Consider the following 20,404-nt stretch of genomic DNA (forward strand, 5'->3'; position numbering starts at 1 on the left):
GCTCCTTCCGGGAACATGCTGATCTTAAAGTTGAGTGTACTCCACTCAACTTTCCGGCGGGGGTGTTCGGATCCATGTTTGCCCACGGCGAAACAGCTGTCTAGGGCCGGAGTCCCTGCGGCGCCTGCCGCATCGGACGGTTCGTGGGCAGGCGGGAAATCACTTAACGTTGCTTAACGCGAACGGGCCTCCCTACTGTAACTGAGGTCACAGCGACCAACAACGAAGCGGAGGAGGGCCAGTATGCGCGCAGATGCCAGGAGTGTTGCCGCCGAACGCCCGGCTGCGCAGGTATCGGCCGCCGCCGTTGCCCGGGCCGCGGGGGTCTCCCCCGCCGCGGTGTCCTACGTGCTCAACGGCAAGGGCGGCGTCTCGCCGGAAACCCGACGCCACATCATCCACGTGGCGAACGAACTGGGCTTCAGGCCCCGTAAGTCCTCACAGTCCACCGACGTGCAGCGGACCCGGGTGATCGGCCTGATCCTGCCCAACATCATCAACCCGATGTTTCCGCGGTGGGCCCAGGGAGTCATCTCCGCAGCAGCTGAGTCCGGCTACGAAGTCTTTGTTGCCACCACCCAGGACGACCCGGATGTGCTCGCCCAGGTCACCACCACCCTGGCGCACCGCAACGTGGACGGCGTCATCCTGGCCGCATCGCTCCGGGACGACGCCACCGCGCTCCGCACCCTGCGGGCCGCCCGGATCCCGTACGTATGCCTCTCCCGCCGGGCCGACTTCCTCGATTCAGACTTCGTGGGGATCGACGACGACGCCGCGGCGACCACGCTGATGCAGCACATGCTGGGGCACGGATTCACTGAGATCGCCACCGTGATCGGTCCGCGGTTCTCCACCGCGTCGCTGGCACGGGAGCAGGCATTTGTCCGCACCGCCGCCGCAGCTGGGATCACCATCAGCGGTGACCGCAAAATCAGCACCCGGGTCAACAACGAAGGCGGCCGGCTGGCTGCGGAGCGGCTGTTCTCCGCCGCAGTCCCGCCCCAGGCCGTGGTCTGCGGCAGCGACGAACTGGCCATCGGCGTCATGGAGTACGCCCTCGCCCAGGGGCTGAAGATCCCGGAGGACGTCGCCGTCGCCGGCTGCGACGGGCTCCCGCACAGCCGCTCCGGGCTGATCAACCTGACCAGCATCGTCCAGCCGCAGCAGGAAATGGCCCACGAGGCCTTCGCGCTGCTGCTCAAACGCATTGAAGCCCCCTCCGGCAGTTACAGCTCCAAAGTGTGCCGACACCGCCTCCATATCGGCCGGACCTGCGGCTGCACGCCGCCTTCCCGCTAACCCCGCATACCGTCCCATTCCACCCGGCCAGCCACCCTGGCCCCTGCCCTGCTGCCCGGACTCCGGGCTGCCCACCACCCTCCTGACCACCAATTCAAGGACGAAGACCATGTCAGTTGTATCCGCACCAACGAAGATGCGCACACCCAGGGAAATTAACGGTGTGATCCTGCGCAAAGTCATGCCGCTGCTCATCGGCGCCTACATTATGGCGTTCCTGGACCGCACCAACATCGGCATGGCCAAGGACCGGCTGGAGATCGACCTCGGCATCTCCGCCACGGCCTACGGCATCGGCGCCGGGCTGTTCTTCCTGACCTACGCGCTCTCCGAGATTCCGTCCAACCTGATCATGCACAAGGTGGGCGCCCGCTTCTGGATCATGCGGATCATGATCACGTGGGGCCTTATTTCCGCCGGCATGGCCTTCGTGCAGGGCGAGTGGTCCTTCTACATCATGCGGATGCTGCTCGGCATCGCCGAGGCCGGGCTCTTTCCGGGTGTGATGTACTTCCTGACCCAGTGGTTCGTGGTGAAGGACCGGGCCAAGGCCAACGGCATGTTCCTGCTGGGTGTCTCTATCGCCAACATCGTCGGCGCGCCCCTCGGCGGGCTGCTGCTGACCATGGACGGCCTGGGCGGCCTGCACGGCTGGCAGTGGATGTTCATCGTCGAGGGCCTGCCCGCGTGCCTCCTCGCCTACGTCGTCTGGAAGAAGCTCCCGGACCGGCCGACGCAGGCCTCGTTCCTCACCCCCGAAGAAGCCGCCGATCTGGAAGCCCGCATCGCCGCCGAGGAAAAGGCGGGCGCCGAGGCGTCCGGCAACCACCGCCTCCGCGACATCCTCCGGGACAAGCAGATCCTCCTCGTCGTCGGCATTTACTTCACCCACCAGATCGCCGTCTACGCCCTGTCCTACTTCCTGCCGTCCATCATCGGCACCTACGGCAAGCTCAACCCGTTGCAGATCGGCCTGCTGACGGCCATTCCGTGGATCTTCTCCGCCGCCGGCGCGCTGCTGATCCCCCGGTTCGCCACCGACGGCCGGCGCTCCCGCTTGCTGGTCACCGGGACCATGATCGGCATCGTCTCCGGCTTCGCCCTCGGCGCCGTCGGAGGCCCGGTCCTCGGCATGATCGGCTTCTGCCTCGCCGCGTTCAACTTCTTTGCGCTGCAGCCGATCCTCTTCACCTACCCTGCCACCCGCCTGACCGGCGCCGCCCTCGCCGGCGGGATCGCGTTCGTCAACACCATCGGTCTCTGCGGCGGCTTCCTCGGTCCGTACGTGATGGGCATGATGCAGGACGCCACCGGCTCCAAGCTCTCCGGGCTCTGGTTCATCGTCGGCATGTGCATTGTCGGCGCCCTGCTCTCCCTCATGCTCAAGCGCGGCGCGGAAAAGCCCGAGCTTGCCCCGGCCGCACACTAAGCGCCAACACCGTCCGGCGTTCCTGCCGGCGCCCCGCCTCAGGCCGGCGCCGGCAGGAACGGCCCCCTAAACGCAAGGAAACTCTCATGGACTTCAGCTCAAAAAGGGTGCTGGTCACCGCCGGCGCCAACGGCATCGGCCTGGCCATCGCCACCAAGTTCCAGACCCTCGGCGCCACCGTCTTCGTGACGGACATCGACCCGGACGCCGTCGAAAAGGCCCGGGTCAACGGCTTCGCGGCCGTCCTCAGCGACGTCTCCGACGAGGAACAGGTCCGCGACGTCATGGCGTCGGTGCAGGCGGAACTCGGCGGACTGGACATCCTGGTCAACAACGCCGGCATCGCCGGCCCCACCGGGCCCCTCGAATCGCTGGACGCCGCCGCGTGGAAGACCACCTTCGACGTCAATATCCACGGGCAGTTCTTCTGCATCAAGCACGCCCTGCCCATGCTGCGCCAGGGCCGGGACGCGTCGATCGTCAACCTGTCCTCCGCTGCCGGGCGGCTGGGCATGGCGGGCCGCAGCGCCTATTCGGCGTCGAAGTGGGCAGTGATCGGGCTGACCAAGACCCTCGCAATCGAACTCGGACCGGACCGGATCCGGGTGAACGCGATCTGCCCGGGCGCGGTCAACGGCCCCCGGATCGACGCCGTCATAGCCGCCAAGGCGCAGATGCTGGACCTTCCCGAAGACCGGGTGTCCGAGCTGTACCACAACCAGTCCTCGCTGGGACGGTTGATCGAGGCCGAGGACATCGCCAACATGGCCGCCTTCGCCGCGAGCGACATGGCCCGCAATGTCAACGGCCAGGCCCTGGCCGTCGACGGAAACACCGAAAAACTTTACTGAGTCCCGAAGGAGCGACCCCATGGCTGCTGCACGCAAAGTCATCATCACCAGCGCCGTCACCGGCGCCATCCACACACCGTCCATGTCCCCGTACCTTCCGGTCTCCCCGGACGAGATCGCCGACGCCGCGATCGGCGCCGCCGAGGCGGGCGCCGCGATTGTGCACATGCACGCCCGCGACCCCAAGGACGGCCGGCCGTCGCAGGACCCGGAGCATTTCGCCCCGATCCTGGACAAGCTCAAGCGCAACACCGACGCGGTCATCAACATCACTACCGGCGGCTCGCCGCACATGAGCGTCGAAGAACGCATGCAACCCGCGGCCCTGTTCAAGCCGGAACTCGCGTCCCTCAACATGGGGTCGATGAACTTCGGTCTCTACCCGATGCTGGACCGCTTCACCGAGTTCGGCCACGAGTGGGAACGGGAAGGCCTGGAAAAGAGCCGCGACCTGGTCTTCAAGAACACTTTCCAAGACATCGAGACCATCCTGGGGATCGGCAGCGCGAACGGCACCCGCTTCGAGTTCGAGTGCTACGACATCTCGCACCTGAACAACCTGGCGCATTTCCACTCCCGCGGCCTGGCCCGGGGCCCGCTGTTCGTCCAGTCCGTCTTCGGCCTGCTCGGCGGGATCGGCGCGCACCCGGAGGACCTGCTGCACATGCGCCGCACGGCCGACAGGCTCTTCGGTGACGACTACGAATGGTCCATCCTGGGCGCCGGCAAGAACCAGATGCCGCTGGCCACCATCGGCGCGGCCATGGGCTCGCACGTCAGGGTCGGCCTGGAGGACTCGCTGTGGATCGGCCCCGGGCAGCTGGCCAAGTCCAACGCCGAACAGGTCTCCCGGATCCGGACCATCCTCGAGGCCCTCAACTTCGAGGTTGCCACCCCGGATGAGGCCCGCGCTATGCTGCAGCTCAAGGGCCGCGATCAGGTCGGTTTCTGAGCCGTGAGCATCCTGGTGGCCCCGGACAGCTTCAAGGGGACGTACACCGCCGTCGAGGTATCCCGCCATATCGGCGCCGGTATCCGCGCCGCCGGGGGTGCGTTCACGGAGCTGCCCGTGGCCGACGGCGGCGAGGGGACCTTTGAGGTGCTGGTCCGGGGACTCGGCGCCCGGCGCGTCGGCTTGGACACTGTAGGGCCATGGGGCGACGGTGTCGCGGCGGAGATCGGCCTGACGGCGGACGGCACCGCCGTCGTCGAGCTGGCCGCCGCGAGCGGGCTGAACCTGCCCACTGCCCAGCGGCGGGATCCGGTCATGGCCAGCACCCGCGGCACCGGTGTGCTGATGGCGGAGGCCGCCCGGCTGGGCGCCCGCCGGATCCTGGTGGCGTGCGGCGGGTCCGCAACCACCGACGGCGGTTCAGGCGCTATCGCCGCGATCGATGAACTTGGCGGGCTGCGGGGCGCCGACGTTGTGGTGCTGAGCGACGTCACCACCCGCTTCGGCGACGCCGCGCGGGTGTTCGGCCTGCAAAAGGGCGCCGGGCCAGCCGCCGTCGAACAGCTGACATGCCGGCTGGAGCAGCAGGCCCGGGACTTCCTGCGCGACCACGGCCGGGACCCCCGCGCCGTGGACCGCACCGGGGCCGCCGGAGGATTCTCCGGCGGCATGTGGGCGCGTTACGGGGCGGAACTGGTCTCCGGCGCCGACTACGTGCTGGACCTGCTGGACTTTGACGCCCACGTCGCAGGCTGCAGCGCGGTGGTGGTCGGCGAGGGCCGCCTGGACTCCCAGACCGGGCAGGGCAAGATCATCGACGCCATCCTGGCCAGGTCCGGCACCCGGCCTGTGTACGCCGTCGTCGGCTCCGTCCATGAGGACCTGGGCGACTACGCCGGGAACTTCGCCGGCGTGATCGTGGCCGGGGACCCGGACGCAATGTCGCGCGCCGGTGCAGCGATCGCCGGAGCGTGCCACACCACCACGGGACATGCCCTCCGCTAGCCGTCAGCGCCGGACATGCCACCCGGGACATGCTCTCCGGCAGCCGCCGCCACTGGACATGCCCTCCCCTCGTGCAGCCCCACCGCGGGACATGCCCTCCGCTGGCCCCAGCCACCGGACATAATGCCAATATGTCCGGTGGCCGCGGGCAAAGCTGGGCATGTCCGCGCGGGTTAGGCCCCGCGGGCCTCCCGGACCAGCTCGGCGCACCGCTCGCCGATCATCATGGTGGTGATGTTCGGGTTGACGGTGGTCAGCTCCGGCATGACCGAGGCGTCGGCCACCCGCAGTCCGCTGACGCCCTTGACCCGCAGTTCGGGGTCCAGCGGCGACATCCGGTCCTCGGCGGAGCCCATCCGCACCGTGCCGGCCGGGTGGTACACCGTGTTGTGGGTCTTGCGGATGTAGTCGGCGATCTGCTCGTCGGCCTGGATGGCCCGCCGGGGTCCGCCCGCATTAAACCCGTCCGGCGGTCGGCTCCCCCAAGGAGCCGACCGCCGGATGTGGGGTGCCGGTCCGGTGTCTGCGGACCAGCTCCGTTGAGCGGCCGGGGGACCGCTCCTGCAGGGAATTTCGCTGTTCATGCATCTTGTCACACGTGTGACAGATTTGTCACGCAGGGTTTCCGGCGTTTCCGTGGGTAGGCTGTGGAGCATGGATGAGACGACGGCAGCGCAGCCCCACACCACCCGGTCCGTGTTCCTTGACAAGGCCCATCCGGCCGCCTGGCGCGCCCTCAACGGGCTCGGCCTGAAAGCCAAGGAGGCCGCGGATGAAGCAGGCCTGGACCAGACCCTGATCGAGCTGCTGAACGTCCGCATCTCGCAGATCAACGGCTGCGCCTACTGCCTGGACCTCCACGTGGGCGACGCCGTGAAAAACGGCGAGACCGCCCAGCGCCTGGCCGTCCTTCCCGCCTGGCGGGACACCGGACTCTTCACCGAAAAGGAAGCCGCCGCCCTGACCCTGGCCGAAGCGATCACCAACATCTCCGACGCCGCCGCCCGGGAACACGAAGGCCGCCTGGCCCGCAAGCACCTCAACGACGCCGAGTTCGCCGCGGTCAGCTGGCTCGCCATCGCCATGAACGCCTTCAACCGGGTGTCAATCGTCAGCCAGCACCCGGTGCGCCGGAAGGCCGCCGCCACCGGGCAGGCAGACCCCGCCGGCGCCGGCAAAGACTAGCCCCGGGCTACGGGATCAGCCGGCGCTAGGGGATCAGCCGGTCGGCCCGGAAGCGGTCGAAGAGCTCCGTGAAGGAGTCCAGCGTCCGGCGGTACCCGGTGAACCCGGCCAGCCGGCTCTTGGACATGTCGGCCAGCACCTCGATGTTGCGCCCCAGGTCGCCGTCGGTGTGCCACCACGAGGAGACGCGGGACAGATCCGGCTCGGCCAGCCCGTGCCGGCCGGCCAGCCCGGCCCACGTTGCTTCCATGTCCTTCATCTGCTCTTCCAGCGGCTGGGGCGCGCCCTCGAAACCGACCGGCTCGACGCCGAAGTAGGCCGCCAGCCGCGGCCACATCCAGCGCCAGCGGAACACATCCCCGTTGACAATGTTGTAGGCCTGGTTGCCCGCACCCTCCGCGGTGGCCGCCCAGAGCATGTGTTCCGCCAGCAGCCCGCTGTCCGTCATGTCGGTGAGGGAGTTCCACTGCGTCTCCGAGCCGGGGAAGATAAACGGCCGGTCCAGTTCCTTGCAGAGTGAGGCCTGGACGGCGAGCGTGAGGCCCATGTTCATGGCGTTGCCCACCGCATGGCCGATCACCGTGTGGGCGCGGTGCACCGACCAGGTGAAGCCCTGCCGCTCCGCCGCGGCCCACAGTTCGTCTTCCTGCGCATAGTAGAAGTTCGGCGCGGGCAGCCGCGGCTCCTCCTCGTGGAAAGGGGTGTCCGGCATTTCCCCGGCGGCATAGGCCTCGAACGGGCCCAAATAGTGCTTCAGCCCGGTCATCAGCGCGACGTGTTCCACCGGGCTGCCGCGCAGCGCGCCGAGCAGGTTCCGCAGCATTGCCGCGTTGACCTCGATGTTGTCCCGCTCCGTCGCCTGCCGTGACCAGGCAGTGAAGAACACGTGTGTGGGGTTCTCCCCCGCCAGCGCAGCCGCCAGGCTCTCCGGCGAGCCAAGGTCCGCGCTGAGCGGCCGCACCCCGGGACGGGCGGCGCCGCCGCCGCGGGACATGGCCAGCACGTCCCATCCGGCGCCGGAGAGGAGGTCCACCAGGGCGGAACCGGCGATGCCGCTTGCTCCCACCACCAAGGCGGTGCGTCGCTGGACGTGGGCTGACTGGAACTGCACGGAAGATCCTCCTGGCTGGGGGGGGCGGGTTCCCTTCCACCCTACGGCCCCGGCCGCATCCGCCCCTACGCGGGATAGATGGATACCGCTGCGGCCTTGACCACGAAGTAGACCTCAAGGCCGGGAGCCAGGCCAAGGTCCGCGGAGGCTGCCGGGGTGACATCGGCGGACAGCTCGCCGGCTCGGACGCGGATCTGGTCGCCGTGCGGCTCCAGGTCCGTGACCGTGACACGGAACGAGTTCCGCGGGCTGCCGTGCGCCTCGTCCAGGAACACGGACACGGCCGACGGCGGGAATGCGGCCACCCCGGCCTGCCCGGGCGCCAGGGGGTCGTCGTGCTGGCCGGCGAAATCGAGCCCGTCGCCGGACCGGAGGCCGCCTGCCGTGACAGTGCCCGGCACCAGGTTCAGCCCGGCCAGGCCTGCGGCGAAGCGGCTTCGCGGCCGCCGGAGAACGTCCCGGGTGGGCCCGTCCTCGGTGATCCGGCCCTCCTCCAGCACAATCACCCGGTCCGCCAGCATGTACGCGTCCAGGACGTCGTGGGTGACAATCACGGCCCGCCGCCCGGCCAGCACCCTCTTGAGCAGGCGCCGCAGCAGCGGCGCCGCGTGGATGTCCAGCGCGGACAACGGCTCGTCCAGCAGCAGCACGTCCGGATCCACCGCCAGCGCCCGGGCGGCCGCCACACGCTGCGCCTGCCCGCCGGAGAGCTCCCCGGGCCTGCGTCCGGCGAGCTCTCCGGCGTCGACCTCCGCCAGCCAGTGCCGGGCCCGGTCCCGGGCTTCCTTCCGGGGCACGCCTGCACTCCGGGGCCCGAAGGCGACATTTTCCAGGACGCTCAGGTGCGGGAACAGCAGCGGATCCTGGGCCAGCAGGGCGGTACCGCGGCGGTGCGGTGCGGTCCACGTGTGCATGCCGGCGCCAAGCTCGAACAGTACGCGGCCGTCCACCTCGGCACGGCCGCTGTCCGGCCGGACCAGCCCGGCGATCACCGAAAGCAGGGTGGATTTGCCCGCCCCGTTGGGTCCCAGCACCGCAACTGTCTCGCCCGGCTCGAGGCTGAGCGAGACCTCGAAGCGGCGGGCGGCCAGGACGGCGTCGAGAGTGAACGTCATGCGGTCCCCTGTCCCCCGGCGCTGCGGGCCGGCCGGCTCCCGGTCCCGGCGGGTGCCGGTCCGCGGTAGGAGAGCCCGACGACGACGACCGCCACCACCACCAGCAGCAGGGACAGCGCGACGGCGGCATCGGCGTCGGCCTCGCGCTGCAGGTAGATTTCCAGCGGCAGGGTGCGGGTGACCCCCTGCAGGCTGCCGGCGAAGGTGAGCGTGGCACCGAACTCGCCCAGGCACCGGGCGAAGGAGAGCACGGCTCCCGAGGCGAGGCCGGGCAGGACCAGCGGGAGCGTGACCCGGCGGAGCACGGTGGTGGGGCGCGCCCCGAGGGTCGCGGCGACGGCCTCGTACCGGCTGCCTGCCGAGCGGAGCGCCCCCTCGAGGCTGACCACCAGGAACGGCAGGGCCACAAACGTCTGGGCCAGCACCACCGCCGTCGTCGAAAATGCGATCTGGAGGCCGGCGATTTCCAAACTCCGGCCCAGCAGGCCCTGGCGGCCGAACGCGTAGAGCAGCGCGAGGCCGCCCACCACCGGCGGCAGCACCAGCGGCAGCAGGACGAAGGCCCGCAGCAGCCGCTGGCCGGGGAAGTCGCCGCGGGCCAGCACCAGGGCCAGCGGCACACCGAACAGCACACACAAGGCGGTGCTCGCGGTGGCGGTGCGCAGGCTCAGCCCCAGCGCCGTGAGGGAGGACTCGGACGTGACCAGCGGAATGAACTGCGGCCAGTTGACCCGGGCCACCATGGCAGCGAGCGGCAGCAGCACCAGCAGCGCCCCGACGGCGGCAACCGCCACCACCCAGCGCGGAATCCCGCTGTAGGCATTTCCTCTCGGGCGTCCCACGCGGCCCTAGGGGGTTCCGAAGCCGGCGCCGCGGAGGACCTGCTGGCCCTCGGATCCCGTGACGGCCGCAATGAACGCGGCCGCGGCGTCCTTGTTCTTGCTGGTCCGAACCGCGGCGATGGGATAGGTGTTGACGGCCTCTGCGGCTTCGGGGAAGCGGATCTCCCGCACCTTGTCCCCTGCGGCTTTGGCGTCGGTGACGTAGACCAGACCGGCGTCGGCCTCCCCGGAGACCACCTTGCCGAGGACGTCGGTGACGGACGATTCCTCACTCACGGGCTGCAGCGTGGTGCCGGTGCCCTGTTCCAGGGTCTTGGCGGCGGCACCGCACGGGACCTGCGCCGCGCAGATGACGGTCTTGACCCCCGGGTTGGCCAGATCCGCGAAGGACCCGATCGATGCGGGGTTGGCCGGGGGCACAACGATGGTGAGGACGTTGGTGGCGAAGGCCCGGGGTGATCCTTCCACCAGACCGGCATCGCCCAGCTTGGCCATGTTCTTTGTGTCCGCGGAGGCGAACACGTCCGCGGGGGCACCTTGGCTGATCTGGGTGGCCAGGTCGGAGGAGCCGGCGAAGCTGAGCGTCACGGTGGTGCCCGGGTTGTCCGCCTCGAACTGCTCGGCGAGCTGCGTGAACGGGGCCTTCAGGGACGCCGCGGCGAACACGGAGACTGTGGTGCCGCCGCCCGCAGCTCCCCCGCCGGAAGCCCCGCCGCAGCCGGCGAGCGCCAGGGGCAGGGCGGCCGCCAGCAGCAGCGCGGAGGCCTTCCGCACCGGGCTCATATGGTCCCCTTGCCTTTCGGCGTTTCGATGATCACCGTAGTGGCCTTGACGACGGCGGTCGCCACCGAGCCGAGCTCCAGGCCCAGCTCCCGCACGGCCTCGCTGCTCATCAGGGACACCACCCGGAACGGCCCGCACTGCAGCTCCACCTGCGCCATCACGGTGTCCGCGGTGATGCCGGTGACCAGGCCGACGAAGCGGTTGCGGGCCGAGCTGCCTGCCTTGGCCGGATCGTCCGGAAGATGGGCCTGGCCGCGGGCAAGCCGCGCGAGTTCCAGCCCGTCGACGGCCAGCCGTCCGGCGTCGTCGCGGTGCGGGGTGAGGCTCCCGTTCTCGGTCCAGCGCCGGATGGTGTCGTCACTGACGCCCAGGAACCGGGCGGCCTCGGAGACGCGGATATGTGGCATGCAGCCACTCTAGCCCGCATCTGCGGATCATCAAGCAGCTTGTTCCCTCATTTTCGGAAAGCCTGATGATCCGCCGGCGGCTTCCGCGACCGTACTGCCCTATCCCCGGTGCCCTGCCGGTCTTAAAATTTCCCCGAGGGGTGGAGCCGCGGTCGCCGAGGAGCACCGCCGTGAAGTGGATCAAACCTGAGGACCCGGGCTACGACGAATCCCGGACACTGTTCAACGCCATGATCGACCGCCGCCCGGCGGTGATCGCCCCCTGCAGCGACGCGGCCGGCGTCGCCGAGGCCCTGAAGTATGCCCGGGAGCACGGCCTGGACGTCGCCGTCCGCGCCGGCGGGCACTCGGTGGCCGGCATGTCCCTGAACGACGGCGGCCTGGTGGTCGATGTGCGGCCGATGAAATCCGTCACCGTGGACCCGGACGCCCGCACGGTCACCGCAGGGGCGGGCCTGACCTGCGGCGAGTTCGACCTGGCCACCCAGCAGCACGGCCTCGCGCTCACGGGCGGCCGCGTGTCCACCACGGGCCTGGCCGGCTTCACGCTGGGCGGCGGCTCCGGCTGGCTGGAGCGCGCCTTCGGGTTCGCCTGTGACCACCTCATCTCCGTGGACCTGGTGACGGCGTCCGGGGAGCAGGTGACCGCGCGCGCCACGGAGAACCCCGAGCTGTTCTGGGCGCTGCACGGCGGCGGCGGGAACTTCGGCGTCGCCACATCCTTCACTTTCGGCCTCCACCCCCTGGGGCCCAAGGTCCACGCGGGGCTGATGCTGTGGCCGGGCGACGCCGCATCCGAGATCAGCCGCGCCTACCGTGACGTGGCGCTCGCGGCGCCCAACGAGGAAACCGGGGCCATCATCTACCTGACCGTCCCGCCCGAGCCCGGCATGCCGGCGGCGATGGTCGGCAAGATGGCTGTCGCCGTCGTCTACCTCTACGCCGGCGACGCCGCGGAAGGCGCCGAACACGCCGGCCCGTACCGTGCGCTCAAGCCGGCCCTGGACCTGCTGGAGGACATCGACTACGCCGATTTCCAGTGCTCGCTTGATGATCCGCCGGGCAAGTACAACTACTGGAGCGCGGACTACCATGATGAGCTCTCCGACAACGCCCTCGACGTGATCGTCGATTCCGCCCGGAGCCTGCCCGGGCCGAGTTCGCAGCAGCTGATTGCCCACTGGGGCGGCGCCGTGGGCGGTCCGGCCGCGGCGGCCACACCGCTGCAGCACCGGAACGCCAGCTGGGTGACCCACCCCTTCGGCCTCGGCGAAACACCCCAGGGCGGCCAGGAGGCCAAGGCCTGGGTGAAACGGTTCCGCCAGGACATCGCGCCGTACGCGAACGGCGATGTGTGGCTGAACTTCATCGGCGACGAGGGCCAGGACCGGGTGCGGGCGGCCTTCGGGGAGGAGAACTATGCCCGGCTGGCCCGGGTGAAGAAGGAGTTCGATCCGGAGAACACCTTCCGCGGCAACCAGAACATCCAGCCCGCGTCCTGACCCGCGGGCACGTCCCGCAGGCTAACGGCCCCTGCTGTGAGACGGTTGGTCAGTAAGGTGACCAATTGAAAAGTGGGAGAAGCATCAGCATGGGCAGTCCGGAGAAGACATCCCCCTGGGGCGACAGCCTGGGCCGAGCCAGCATCAGGACCGCGCAGGTGCTCCTGCTGCTGGTGCTGACAGTGGTGGTGGTCTATGGCCTGATCCAGGTCCGGCTGGTGGTGATCCCGGCGCTGCTGGCGCTGATCCTCGCCGCCGCGATTGCGCCTTTTGTCCACTGGCTGCGCCGCAAGGGCTGGCCCAGCACGGCGGCCACCACCCTCTCGTTTGTGGTGCTCCTGGTCGCGTTCGGGGCCGTGATCACCGGGATCGTCCTCGCCGTCATGAGCCAGTCCGACGAGCTGGCCAGCAAGGCCACGCAGGGCTTCGACCGGGTCTACGACTTCATCCGCACCGGCCCCTTCCCCATCGATGACCAGCAGATCCAGCAGGCCCGTGACGCCGCCATCGACTTCGCCACCAGCAGCACGGTGGGCGCGGGCGCCATCTCCGGGCTCAGCGCGGCCGGCAACTTCATCACCGGCGCCCTGCTGATGGCCGTGATCCTGTTCTTCTTCCTCAAGGACGGCGAGCGCATCTGGGCGTTTGTGCTGCGGGCCTTCAAGGGCGAAAAGCTGGTGAAGGCCCGCCTGGCCGGCGAGCGGAGCCTCAACGTGCTGGGCGGCTACGTGCGCGGAACCTCGATCGTGGCCTTCGTGGACGCGTTCTTCATCGGACTGGCGCTCGTGATCATGGGGGTGCCGCTGGCGCTTCCGCTGGCCGCGCTGACGTTCATCGGCGCCTTCATCCCGCTGATCGGCGCCACCCTGGCCGGCGCCCTCGCCGCGCTGGTTGCGCTGGTGGCCAACGGTCCGGTCGCGGCCCTGGTCGTCATCATCGTGGTGATCGTGGTGAACCAGCTCGAGGGCAACTTCCTCCAGCCCGTGGTGATGGGCCAGGCGCTCAACGTGCACGCCCTCGTCATCCTGCTCGCCCTCACGGCCGGCACCATCCTCGCCGGGATCATCGGTGCGATCCTGGCCGTCCCGCTCGTCGCGGTGGGCTGGGCCGCGATCAAGGCATGGAACTCGGCGGAGCCCGTCACCGCCGCGGCCATCGCCGAGGCCGAACATGAGACCGAACTGAACGAAAAGGGCGAAGGCGTGCGCTCCAAGCCGCGCGGCGAGCGGACGCCGGCGGAGGAGCAGTCCGAGACCGCGGCCGCCGACGCCAGCCAGGACTGATCCGGCGCCGGTTTAGACTTCCCCATGGCCCTCTACCTGGATCCTCCGCTCTGGCCGGCGCACGGAACGCATTTCTCGCACCTGATCTCGGACACCTCACTGGCGGAACTGCATGCCTTCGCGGCGGCGGCCGGCATCCCGGAGCGGGCGTTCGACGGCGACCATTACGACGTCGCCGAAGCCCGGTACGGCGCGCTGGTGGCGGCCGGGGCAGTTCCGGTTGAGGGGCGGGTCCTGGTCCGCAAACTGATCGCCAGCGGCCTGCGGATCCCGGCCCGGCGGCGCAGCAGTTCCCTGAAGCTTCCGCTGCTGACCCGCTGGAACGCCGCACTGCCCGGCCATGATGCGCTGTTCCTGGACCTGCTGGACCGCTGGGGCGAGGAACACCGGCACTACCACGGCCGCACCCACCTGCTTGCGGTGCTGGAGGCCCTGGACCTGCTGACGGAGCCTGCCGGCCTCCCCCGCACGGTGCTGCTCGCGGCCTGGTTCCACGACGCCGTCTACCGCGGGATCGCGGGCCAGGACGAGGAGGAGTCGGCCCGGCTCGCCGAGGACCGGCTGGCCCGTGCCGGCCTCCCCGCGGCCGAGGTGGACGAGGTGGCCCGCCTGGTGCGGATGACGGCCGACCACCGGCCGGATCCCGGCGACGAAGCCGCGGCCCTGCTCAGCGACGCCGACCTCTCCGTGCTCGGCGAAACCCCGGACGCCTACGCCCGGTACCTGGCCGCAGTCCGGCAGGACTTCGCGCACATCGGCGACGACGACTTCGCCGCCGGACGCGCCGCCGTCGTCCGCCAACTGCTCCAGCTCAAGCCCCTCTTCCACACCCCGCGCGGCCGGGAACTGTGGCTCGACGCGGCGAGGCGGAACCTGCAGGACGAACTCGAATAGGCGTGTCCCACCCCTATCCAGACTGACACTAGATTGCTAGCATTCTAGCCATGGTCGAGAAATCGCAGTTTAACGTGTACCTGCCGGCGCCGCTGGTAAAGCGGGTCAAGCATGCCGCCATCGAAGAAGGCATGTCCCTGTCGGCCTATGTGGAACAAGTTCTGACGCAAGTCCTCAACAGCAAGGAAGGCCCGGAAAAATGAGAATCACGCCCATCCGCTACGTGCGGGATATCGAGACATCCAACAGGTTTTACGCCATGCTCGGCCTCACAGAGCAGGCTGCGGCCACCAGCGGCACCTGGGCCGAGATGCGCGGCGACGGCGGCGGCCTGGGGCTGCATATCGCCGCAGCCCCCAGCACCCACCGCGACGCCGGCGCGGTGTCGCTGCAGTTCACCAGCGACGAAAAGCTGGAGACCGTTGCGGCGCGCCTGGCCTCGGCCGGCTTCGCCCCGTCCGTCATCATCGACGAAACGTTCGGCCGATTCTTCACCGTCGCGGACCCCGACGGCTACGTCCTGCAGGTTAATGAGGCGGACGAGGACCTGCAGAACATCAGCTACGAGACGCGGGAATCCGCGGCACTGAAACGCTAACGGGATAACCGCGGCGCGGAGCCCATCAGCTGCGGCGGAGGTGCTCGGCGAGGCGGTCGAAGGACTCGCGCCAGCCGACGCCGTGGGCGTCGCGGCTGTCGATCGTGTCGAAGGGACCCTGGGTAAACGTCACCCGGGTGCCGCCGTCGATCTCGTCCAGCCGGAGGGTCACCTCGGTCTCGAAGCCTCTTGTCCCGTCGCGCTTGTCCCAGGCGTGGGTGAAGACGAGGAGGCCCGGCGGTTCGACGTCCGTGTGGACGCCGCTCCACCAGCGCTCCTCCCCCGTGCTGTCCTGGACCATGCAGGCCCGGTATAGCCCGCCGATCTCCAGATCGGCGTCGATGCTCTCGCGCGGAACGTGGAAGCCCCGCGGCCCCCACCATGCCGGAGCCTGGTCCGGGTCGGTGAGGGCGGACCACACCCGGGTTATGGGGGCCTGGAATTCGCGGGTGATGACCAGCATGAGCTCGTCGTCCGGTGGGGCGCCGCCGGGGCCGGACGTTGGGGCGCTGGCATGCTCGGACATGGCGGTCCTCCTCTGATGCGGTCTAGCGGTAGGCCTTGTAGGTGGTTACGAACGGCCGGTCGCTCGGCACGATCTGCTTGCCCAGCGGCATCAGCGAGACCGGGATGAGCTTGAGGTTGGCGATGGCCAGGGGGATGCCGATGACGGTGATAGCCATGGCAAAGGCGGTCACCACATGGCCGATCGCGATCCAGATGCCAGCGACAAGCAGCCAGATGACGTTCCCCAGCAGAGAAAACACGCCGGTGCCGCCGGGCCGGTCCACCACGGTGCGCCCGAACGGCCACAGCGCGTAGTTCGCGATCCGGAAGGATGCCAGGCCCCAGGGGATGGTGATGACCAGCAGGCAGCAGATGATCCCGGCTACAAAGTATCCGAGCGCGAGCCAGAGCCCGCCGAAGAGCAGCCAGATGAGGTTGAGCAGTGTCTTCATGGCTCCATTGTCCCCCGCCGGGGCCCGATCCGGCCTAGGGGTTCACCCTGAACATTTCCTGAAGTAAGTCCCGTGACGGTGGCGCGGGCAGGGAGCTTTGAGAACGCCGGAAAGGGCCTAATACTGGGTACATGCCTGCACTCCTGAAGATTGCCCTGATCGTCGCCGTTGTCCTGCTGGTTCTCGGCGTTGCGGTGAAGGCCCTGCAGTTCCTGCTCTACGTGGGCCTCCTGGTCCTGGTGGGGGCGGGCGTTCTCTTCTTCCTGCGCCGCTCGCGCATCTCCCGCTGACGGTCCGCGGGACGTCCGGGTGACAAGCGTCGTGGACCTGCTGGGGCCCATTCTCGAAGTGATGACGTGGGTGGGCTTTATCCTGGGGGTGCCGCTGCTGGCCTGGGGCTGGATGGTCCGGCGCCGCCACTGCGAGTGGACCGGGACCACCGCCAAGGTGATCAGCGCCGGCGGGTTCACCGGGTACAGCTGGACGGACCACCACGACGCCGACCACCGCTCGCTGCTGCCGGCGGCCGAGTCGCAGGGCCTGGTGGTGGGGTCCGACGTCGACCTCTACTACGACGTGTGCCACCCGTCCCGCTGGGGACTGACGCCGCCGAAGCACGACAACGCCGCCTGGACCCTGGGCTGGATCCTCACCGGGGTGGGGCTACTTTCCACCGTGGGCGGCTTTGTCCTGCTGCTCTTCTAAATGGTCAGCTGCCAGTTGGCCGACTCTGGGTCCGCCCACACGGAGAAAGGTCACGGCAGATGAGTACAGGCACGTTGGACCCCGAGGACGGGCCCGGGACCGGGAAGGGGACCCCGTCCAGAATGGCGTTAGGCCATTATGGTTTAAGGCTCTCCTACATCGCCGCTGTCATGGTGGGCGGAGGAGCGGGCGCGCTTTCTCGGTACGTTGTGGAGCAGGCGCTGCATGTCCCGTCCGGCTGGCCGGTCGCCACACTGGCCGTCAACCTGTCGGGGGCCTGGGCACTCGGGGTGCTGCTGGAGGCACTGCATCGGGGCGGACCGGACACCGGGACGCGGCGCGTCGTCCGGCTGGTGGCGGGGACGGGTTTCCTTGGTGCTTTCACCACGTACAGCACGCTGGCTCTCGACATGACCCGGCTGATGGCACTCGGGAACGGCGCTGGCGTCGCTGTTTATTTGGCGGCAAGTCTATTCGGCGGCACCCTTGCCAGCTGGTCCGGAATCTGGTGCGGTGCAGCCTTCCATCAGCGGGCTCTCCAGCGCCGCTCCGTGACGGAGGCGCCGAACCCGGCAAGACGGCCCGATTTTGACGAGGAGGAACTGTGACCGTACTCCTGATGATTCTTGCCGGGGCCGCCGGCGCCGCCGCAAGGTTCATTCTTGACAGTCTGGTGCGGCCAAAGTTCCTCACTCCCCTGCCCGTGTCCACCATGATCATCAATGTCAGCGGCTCGTTCCTGCTCGGCCTGCTAACAGGCGGGGTGCTGATGGACCGGGTGCCGGCTGAACTGCAGACGATTCTCGGCACGGGCTTCCTCGGCGCGTACACCACCTTCAGCACCGCCAACGTCGAAACCGTCCGTCTCATCCAAGCGAAGCAGGGCGGACTCGCCCTTATCAATGCACTTGGCACGCTGGTGTTGTCCGTGGCGGCTGCCTTGGCGGGCCTGATGACGGGCAGGATCCTTTGAGGACCTGAGCTTGCACGGGCAGGCCTGGGGGCTTTCCCCGGGCGGCAAACTAGGTCCAAAGTCCTTAGTCCATTGATAGGGCGCCAACTAGCCTAGGGGTGTCTTTCATCCTAGAATTCCGCGTTTTTCCCGCCCGCAGTTGGACGGGAAATTTCCTAATGCACGAGTTACTCATACGGCGATGGAGCTTACATGGGCAGCGTGGGTTTGCTTTACGTAGGGGCAGTCTTATTTATCAACGGCCTTATGTTGCTGGGCATTATCCCGGGCAAATCGGCCGCAATCCTGAATTTCCTGGTGGGCACCATGCAAGTGGTATTCCCCACCCTCATCATCCTGCAGTCCAATGGCGACCCTGCTGTCATCTTCGGCGCCGCCGGACTTTACCTCTTCGGTTTCACCTATCTGTATGTGGGCATACTGCAGATGACAGGGATCAGCGGTGAAGGCCTTGGATGGTTTTCACTGTTCGTCGCCGTCTGCGCAGTTGTCATCGGGTACCTCCAGTTCACCCTTACCGCCGACCCCGTTTTTGGCGTCATCTGGTGGGTGTGGGCTGTCCTCTGGACCCTGTTCTTCCTGCTCCTGGGGCTGAACAAGTCCTCCCTTACCAGGATGACGGGGTGGTTCACGGTGTTCATTAGCCACCTCACCGGCACGATTCCCGCGTTCCTCCTTCTCCTGGGCCGCTACGAAACCAACAACACGCTCGCGGCTTGGGTCGCGGCCCTTGCCGTCGCCTCCCTGGTGGGCGCCTACTTCCTGGGCCGCAAGTCGATGCGGAGCAGCGCAGAGCCCGGGCAGGCGGCGAGCGTCGCACCGGCCGCTTAATCTCGCCGTCCGAACAAAGTCAGGAGCTTCATGGCCATCTACGAGTACCGATGCCCCGAAAATTCACGCTTCGAAGCATCGCACCCGATCGGGGACGCCCCGGCCACCATGCCCTGCCCCTCCTGCGGGGAACCGTCGCGCCGACTGTTCACCGCACCGCACCTGTCCAAGACCGGATCGTCAGCCTTCCGGCTTATTGACTCCACCCATCGCAGTGCCGATCAGCCTGAGGTGGTGACCTCGCAGATCCCAGGCACCCCCAGGCGCGTCCAACAGTATTCATCCAACCCGCTACACCAGAAGCTGCCGCGTCCTTAACCGACCAGGAAACGGCGCCAGTAACAAGGAGATGAAATGCCAGCGAAGATATTCAGCCTCGACTCGAGCAAGAAATTTGAGGACCAGGAAAAGATCGGGCACAACCGGTGGCATCCTGAGATTCCGCCCGTCGCGACAATTAAACCCGGAGATACCTTCCGGGTGGATTGCCGGGAATGGTTCGACGGGGCCATCGTTAACGACGATTCCGCCGAGGACATCCTCAACGCGCCGCTTTTGACCGTGCACAAACTGAGCGGACCCTTCGCCGTCGAAGGAGCCAAACCCGGGGACCTGCTGGTAGTCGACATTCTGGACGTCGGCCCGATTCCCCAGGAAGACTCCGGTCCTCTCGCTGGGCAAGGCTGGGGATATACCGGCATTTTCGCCACGAACAACGGTGGAGGCTTCCTCACCGAGCAGTTCCCTGACGCCTACAAAGCCATCTGGGATTTCACGGGGCAGACCGCAACATCCCGCCACGTACCCGGTGTCTCTTTCACGGGCCTGATCCACCCCGGGCTGATGGGCACGGCCCCCTCCGCTCAGCTCCTCGCCAAATGGAACAAACGCGAAGGAGACCTGATCGCGACGAATCCGAACAGGGTACCCCCGCTGGCGCTGCCTCCCGAGGCCGCGCATGCAGTCCTCGGCCACCTTCCCTCCTCGGACTTTGACCGGGTGGCGGCGGAAGCGGCCAGGACCGCACCTCCGCGTGAGAACGGCGGTAACCAGGACATCAAGAACATGTCCAAGGGCACCCGCATTTTCTATCCCGTGTTCGTGGACGGAGCCAATCTCTCCATGGGAGACCTCCACTTCTCGCAGGGCGATGGAGAGATCACGTTCTGCGGTGCCATCGAGATGGGCGGATTCATCGACCTCAGGGTGGAGATCATTAAGGGCGGCATGGAAACCTACGGGGTCAGTGAGAACGCCATCTTCATGCCCGGTAACGTCGACCCTCAGTTCAGTGAGTGGCTGGCATTCTCCGGCACGTCCGTAACCCTTGACGGCGAGCAGCGCTACCTCGACTCGCATCTTTCCTACCAGCGGGCCTGCCTCCACGCCATCGATTACCTCAGCAAGTTCGGCTACAGCAAGGAGCAGGCCTACATCATCCTGGGTGCAGTCCCCATCGAAGGACGCCTGTCCGGCGTGGTGGACATCCCGAATTCCTGTTCCACGGTCTACATTCCGACGGCTGTCTTCGACTTCGACGTCCGGCCGTCCGCGGCGGGCCCCCATCAGATAGATCCAGGCATCGGGGTGCCCATGGCAAGAAACAGGTAGGCCAACCTGTCACCGCAGGCAGCGGCCCGTCCAGCCCAAGGCTGGACGGGCCGCTGCCTGCTCTTT

25 protein-coding genes and 1 pseudogene are annotated in these 20,404 nt (G+C 68.0%); 18 read left to right on the top strand and 8 right to left on the bottom strand.

Annotated features, from left to right (window positions below):
• The first annotated feature begins 243 nt into the window (after window positions 1-243).
• From AR539_RS17405 to AR539_RS17425, 5 genes are all read left to right on the top strand, one after another.
• Window positions 244-1,302 (top strand): LacI family DNA-binding transcriptional regulator, encoded by a 1,059-nt coding sequence (locus AR539_RS17405; RefSeq protein ID WP_066439626.1) that lies wholly within the window; start codon window positions 244-246, stop codon window positions 1,300-1,302.
• A gap of 109 nt (window positions 1,303-1,411) precedes the next feature.
• On the top strand, window positions 1,412-2,731 hold the full coding sequence (locus AR539_RS17410) for an MFS transporter (RefSeq protein ID WP_231728649.1): 1,320 nt from the start codon (window positions 1,412-1,414) through the stop codon (window positions 2,729-2,731).
• Window positions 2,732-2,817: 86 nt separating this feature from the next.
• On the top strand, window positions 2,818-3,582 hold the full coding sequence (locus AR539_RS17415) for an SDR family oxidoreductase (protein WP_066439627.1): 765 nt from the start codon (window positions 2,818-2,820) through the stop codon (window positions 3,580-3,582).
• A 19-nt stretch (window positions 3,583-3,601) separates the two neighbouring features.
• On the top strand, window positions 3,602-4,534 hold the full coding sequence (locus AR539_RS17420) for a 3-keto-5-aminohexanoate cleavage protein (protein WP_066439628.1): 933 nt from the start codon (window positions 3,602-3,604) through the stop codon (window positions 4,532-4,534).
• A 3-nt stretch (window positions 4,535-4,537) separates the two neighbouring features.
• Window positions 4,538-5,539 (top strand): glycerate kinase family protein, encoded by a 1,002-nt coding sequence (locus AR539_RS17425; protein ID WP_066439630.1) that lies wholly within the window; start codon window positions 4,538-4,540, stop codon window positions 5,537-5,539.
• A 173-nt stretch (window positions 5,540-5,712) separates the two neighbouring features.
• Here AR539_RS17425 and AR539_RS19935 read toward each other — a convergent pair.
• Window positions 5,713-5,985, bottom strand: a pseudogene (locus AR539_RS19935) (GMC oxidoreductase); the annotation flags it as partial.
• 208 nt (window positions 5,986-6,193) lie between these two features.
• Between AR539_RS19935 and AR539_RS17435 the strand changes: the two are divergent.
• Window positions 6,194-6,724: a carboxymuconolactone decarboxylase family protein gene (locus tag AR539_RS17435; protein WP_066439634.1), complete on the top strand. Its 531-nt coding sequence runs from the start codon at window positions 6,194-6,196 to the stop codon at window positions 6,722-6,724.
• A gap of 25 nt (window positions 6,725-6,749) precedes the next feature.
• On the opposite strand, the gene AR539_RS17440 is transcribed toward AR539_RS17435, so the two are convergent.
• From AR539_RS17440 to AR539_RS17460, 5 genes are all read right to left on the bottom strand, one after another.
• Window positions 6,750-7,835, bottom strand: coding sequence for an SDR family oxidoreductase (locus tag AR539_RS17440; RefSeq protein WP_066439636.1), 1,086 nt, complete (start codon window positions 7,833-7,835; stop codon window positions 6,750-6,752).
• A 65-nt stretch (window positions 7,836-7,900) separates the two neighbouring features.
• Window positions 7,901-8,950 (bottom strand): sulfate/molybdate ABC transporter ATP-binding protein, encoded by a 1,050-nt coding sequence (locus tag AR539_RS17445; protein ID WP_066439638.1) that lies wholly within the window; start codon window positions 8,948-8,950, stop codon window positions 7,901-7,903.
• Window positions 8,947-9,792 (bottom strand): ABC transporter permease, encoded by an 846-nt coding sequence (locus tag AR539_RS17450; RefSeq protein ID WP_066439639.1) that lies wholly within the window; start codon window positions 9,790-9,792, stop codon window positions 8,947-8,949. The genes AR539_RS17445 and AR539_RS17450 overlap by 4 nt, the downstream gene beginning before the upstream one ends.
• Before the next feature lie 6 nt (window positions 9,793-9,798).
• Window positions 9,799-10,575: a molybdate ABC transporter substrate-binding protein gene (modA, locus tag AR539_RS17455; RefSeq protein WP_066439640.1), complete on the bottom strand. Its 777-nt coding sequence runs from the start codon at window positions 10,573-10,575 to the stop codon at window positions 9,799-9,801.
• Entirely contained in the window at window positions 10,572-10,982 is a 411-nt protein-coding gene (locus AR539_RS17460) for a TOBE domain-containing protein (protein WP_066439645.1), read from the bottom strand. Before AR539_RS17460 ends, modA begins: the two co-directional genes overlap by 4 nt.
• 170 nt (window positions 10,983-11,152) lie before the next feature.
• Between AR539_RS17460 and AR539_RS17465 the strand changes: the two genes are divergently transcribed.
• The 5 genes from AR539_RS17465 (at window position 11,153) to AR539_RS17485 (ending at window position 15,259) form a co-directional block, all read left to right on the top strand.
• Window positions 11,153-12,484, top strand: a complete 1,332-nt coding sequence (locus AR539_RS17465; protein WP_066439647.1) for an FAD-binding oxidoreductase — start codon at window positions 11,153-11,155, stop codon at window positions 12,482-12,484.
• 89 nt (window positions 12,485-12,573) lie between these two features.
• On the top strand, window positions 12,574-13,767 hold the full coding sequence (locus AR539_RS17470; RefSeq protein ID WP_082699429.1) for an AI-2E family transporter: 1,194 nt from the start codon (window positions 12,574-12,576) through the stop codon (window positions 13,765-13,767).
• A 24-nt stretch (window positions 13,768-13,791) separates the two neighbouring features.
• On the top strand, window positions 13,792-14,661 hold the full coding sequence (locus tag AR539_RS17475; RefSeq protein ID WP_066439651.1) for a DUF4031 domain-containing protein: 870 nt from the start codon (window positions 13,792-13,794) through the stop codon (window positions 14,659-14,661).
• A 50-nt stretch (window positions 14,662-14,711) separates the two neighbouring features.
• Window positions 14,712-14,864 carry a CopG family transcriptional regulator gene (locus tag AR539_RS17480; RefSeq protein WP_066439652.1) on the top strand — a complete coding sequence of 51 codons (153 nt, stop codon included), beginning with the start codon at window positions 14,712-14,714 and terminating at the stop codon, window positions 14,862-14,864.
• Window positions 14,861-15,259 (top strand): VOC family protein, encoded by a 399-nt coding sequence (locus AR539_RS17485; protein WP_066439654.1) that lies wholly within the window; start codon window positions 14,861-14,863, stop codon window positions 15,257-15,259. Before AR539_RS17480 ends, AR539_RS17485 begins: the two co-directional genes overlap by 4 nt.
• A gap of 25 nt (window positions 15,260-15,284) precedes the next feature.
• Here AR539_RS17485 and AR539_RS17490 read toward each other — a convergent pair whose 3' ends face one another.
• Window positions 15,285-15,785, bottom strand: coding sequence for an SRPBCC family protein (locus AR539_RS17490; RefSeq protein ID WP_066439656.1), 501 nt, complete (start codon window positions 15,783-15,785; stop codon window positions 15,285-15,287).
• A 22-nt stretch (window positions 15,786-15,807) separates the two neighbouring features.
• On the bottom strand, window positions 15,808-16,218 hold the full coding sequence (locus AR539_RS17495) for a YccF domain-containing protein (RefSeq protein ID WP_066439657.1): 411 nt from the start codon (window positions 16,216-16,218) through the stop codon (window positions 15,808-15,810).
• A 131-nt stretch (window positions 16,219-16,349) separates the two neighbouring features.
• Between AR539_RS17495 and AR539_RS19560 the strand changes: the two genes are divergently transcribed.
• The 7 genes from AR539_RS19560 (at window position 16,350) to fmdA (ending at window position 20,338) form a co-directional block, all read left to right on the top strand.
• A complete protein-coding gene (locus AR539_RS19560; RefSeq protein WP_197410662.1) occupies window positions 16,350-16,508 on the top strand; it encodes a hypothetical protein in 159 nt (52 codons plus the stop codon).
• A gap of 19 nt (window positions 16,509-16,527) precedes the next feature.
• Window positions 16,528-16,923 carry a hypothetical protein gene (locus AR539_RS17500; RefSeq protein ID WP_157361048.1) on the top strand — a complete coding sequence of 132 codons (396 nt, stop codon included), beginning with the start codon at window positions 16,528-16,530 and terminating at the stop codon, window positions 16,921-16,923.
• A 122-nt stretch (window positions 16,924-17,045) separates the two neighbouring features.
• Window positions 17,046-17,531, top strand: coding sequence for a fluoride efflux transporter FluC (locus tag AR539_RS17505; RefSeq protein ID WP_157361049.1), 486 nt, complete (start codon window positions 17,046-17,048; stop codon window positions 17,529-17,531).
• The gene (gene crcB, locus AR539_RS17510; protein ID WP_066439658.1) at window positions 17,528-17,896 is read left to right on the top strand and encodes a fluoride efflux transporter CrcB; all 369 of its coding nucleotides are present in this window, start codon (window positions 17,528-17,530) and stop codon (window positions 17,894-17,896) included. Before AR539_RS17505 ends, crcB begins: the two co-directional genes overlap by 4 nt.
• 246 nt (window positions 17,897-18,142) lie before the next feature.
• The gene (locus AR539_RS17515; protein WP_231728650.1) at window positions 18,143-18,727 is read left to right on the top strand and encodes an AmiS/UreI family transporter; all 585 of its coding nucleotides are present in this window, start codon (window positions 18,143-18,145) and stop codon (window positions 18,725-18,727) included.
• A 30-nt stretch (window positions 18,728-18,757) separates the two neighbouring features.
• Window positions 18,758-19,045, top strand: coding sequence for an FmdB family zinc ribbon protein (locus tag AR539_RS19160; RefSeq protein ID WP_082699430.1), 288 nt, complete (start codon window positions 18,758-18,760; stop codon window positions 19,043-19,045).
• A 36-nt stretch (window positions 19,046-19,081) separates the two neighbouring features.
• Window positions 19,082-20,338, top strand: a complete 1,257-nt coding sequence (gene fmdA / locus AR539_RS17520) for a formamidase (RefSeq protein ID WP_066439663.1) — start codon at window positions 19,082-19,084, stop codon at window positions 20,336-20,338.
• Window positions 20,339-20,404: the final 66 nt, after the last annotated feature.

This window comes from Arthrobacter sp. EPSL27, assembly GCF_001512305.1.
In the GTDB taxonomy this organism is placed as follows: Bacteria; Actinomycetota; Actinomycetes; order Actinomycetales; family Micrococcaceae; genus Arthrobacter.